The sequence below is a fragment of the Armatimonadota bacterium genome (assembly GCA_035527535.1).
Lineage (GTDB): Bacteria > Armatimonadota > Hebobacteria.
Genome location: DATLAK010000117.1, coordinates 1 through 2137, shown reverse-complemented (window position 1 = coordinate 2137; position 2137 = coordinate 1). Strand labels below are relative to the sequence as shown.

The 2137-nt window shown below is 64.6% G+C and carries 2 protein-coding genes and 1 tRNA gene; 2 read left to right on the top strand and 1 reads right to left on the bottom strand.

Annotated elements, in window-relative coordinates:
* Window positions 1-888, top strand: an 888-nt coding sequence (locus VM221_08530) for a DUF5131 family protein (GenBank protein ID HUT74864.1), incomplete at its 5' end; no start/stop codon positions are given.
* The gene (locus VM221_08525; GenBank protein ID HUT74863.1) at window positions 885-1730 is read left to right on the top strand and encodes a hypothetical protein; all 846 of its coding nucleotides are present in this window, start codon (window positions 885-887) and stop codon (window positions 1728-1730) included. The genes VM221_08530 and VM221_08525, both read left to right, overlap by 4 nt.
* 37 nt (window positions 1731-1767) lie before the next feature.
* Here VM221_08525 and VM221_08520 read toward each other — a convergent pair.
* Window positions 1768-1854, bottom strand: a tRNA-Trp gene (locus VM221_08520).
* Between the last annotated feature and the right edge of the window lie 283 nt (window positions 1855-2137).

Genomic DNA, 2137 nt, shown 5'->3' with positions numbered 1-2137 from the left:
AACATCGTCGTCGGCTGCCTGCACCGGTGCCTCGCGCACCTAAAGGATAAGCACGGCGAGCCCGTCAAATGCTGGGCGGAACAACTCGCCTACCGCATTGGCTGCGCCACGGGCTGCGAACTGTGCAAATCGTTCACGCCCCACATCCACCCCGAACGATGGGCGCAGATAACGCCGGGCGGCGCGCCCAAGGTCATCGGCCTGGGATTCATGAGCGACCTGTGCGGGGATTGGGACTGGCCCGGGCTGTCCTTTGTGCAGCATGAGACACTACAGGCAGGCCTTGCGTTTCACAAAGTCGCAACCATCGTGCCGCGCAATGTCACAACGCAGGGGCTATTCGAGTATCTGCTGCCCAAGATAGTCAATTGCCCCCGCCACACGTTCGTCTCACTCACGCAGCGCCCCGACCGCCTGCCCAAGTTGGACTACCCTGACAACTGGTTTATCGGCCCGACGGTCCACAATCAGCAGGAGGCCGACAAGCGCATTGGCGAACTCCTCGCCAGCGGGGTGACGCACTGCATCGTGAGCTACGAGCCCGCGACCGGGCCGGTGGATTTCCGCCCTTGGCTTTGCGCGGGGCCGTTCCCCCTTGGGCCAATTTCTGAGCATATTCGCCAAACCCGCACAATCTGCGGCATCATCGCGGGGGGCATGAGTGGGCCGGGCGCGGTGCCTGCTAATCCCGACTGGTTCCGCCGCGTGCGCGACGACTGCGCTGAGGCTGGCGTGCCCTTCTATTACAAGCAAGGCCCTGACGATTCGGGGCGTGCGTTCACCCACATGCCCGTGCTCGACGGGCGGCAGTATCTCGAACTGCCGTGGGAACTGCCGGTGAGGAAACAGAAGTCACCAGTTACCAGTGAACAGGAGGCTGAGGCGTGAGCGAGTGTGAGGAAATCTACGTGCTGGCGGCGAGGACGTCCCTCTCCCCCGACCCGGACGCCACCCACTACTACGGGCCGCCCGGCCTCTTTCCCCCGCGTGCCCGTCGGGTGTTCGTCTCCTGCACGTTCACATGGGACAAGCCCCGCGCGCAATGGCTGGCCGAACAGTGGCGGGCCGCGCTGCCCGAAGCCGAAGTTCTTGTCGGCGGGCCAGCGTACGGCGATCCCGGCGGCGAGTTCGTGCCGGGCAAGTTTCTCCGCGAGGGCTGCACAATCACGACGCGCGGGTGTCCGGGCTGTGCTTCGCCCTGCCTTGTCCCGAAGCGAGAGGGCGGGTTTCGCTGCCTCACCATCAAGCCCGGCTGGATCGTTCAGGACAACAACCTGCTCGCCGCACCCCGCGCCCACGTCGAGGCCGTGCTGGACATGCTGGATGAGCAGCGGAAGGCGGCGACCTTCTCCGGCGGTCTGGAAGCGCGGAGGCTCCTCAAGATGTCATGGTTTGTCGAACGCCTCGCCCAGATGCGCGTGTATGAGGCGTGGCTGGCCTATGACTCGCCGCCGGAACGGGAGCCTGCGCTTGCGGCGATTGCACTGCTCCGGCGCATAGGACTGCGGCAGCGGCAGACGCGGTGCTACGTTCTGGTCGGGCGCGACGGGGACACCGTGGACGAGGCCGAGAGACGGGTGCGTGAGGTGTTCGACGCGGGTGGCCTGCCGTTTGCCATGCTCTGGCGGGATGAGAACGCACAGATGCGGCACGAACCTGAATGGCGCGCGCTGGTGCGGAAGTGGACGCGCCCGGCGGCGATGTTTGCAAGCGAAAGGACAAGGGCGTGAGCGAGGACGGATACACAACGGAGCGGGTGGCTGGCGGCGGAGGGGGTGGGATTCGAACCCACGATGCACCTGAGTGCATAGTCAATTTGGAGTTGAACGCCTTCGACCTCTCGGCCACCCCTCCCCTCAATACAACGGGGAAGGTCCGACTTGCGCCTCGCCATGACGCAGCAGTCTCGCCTTCCCCGCTATGCACTTCGGTGCGTCCAACTCCAATGCCATTATGACGGGTTGCCACAACGGTGTCAAGAAGAAAAAGAGAATGATAGAAATCATCCAGGGCGAGTGCAGGGAGGTCATGCGCGGCATGGCGGAGGGGAGCGTCCATGTGGTCGTGACCTCGCCGCCGTACTGGGGCCTCCGCGATTATGGCATCCCGCCCAGTGTGTGGCTGAACCACCACGACA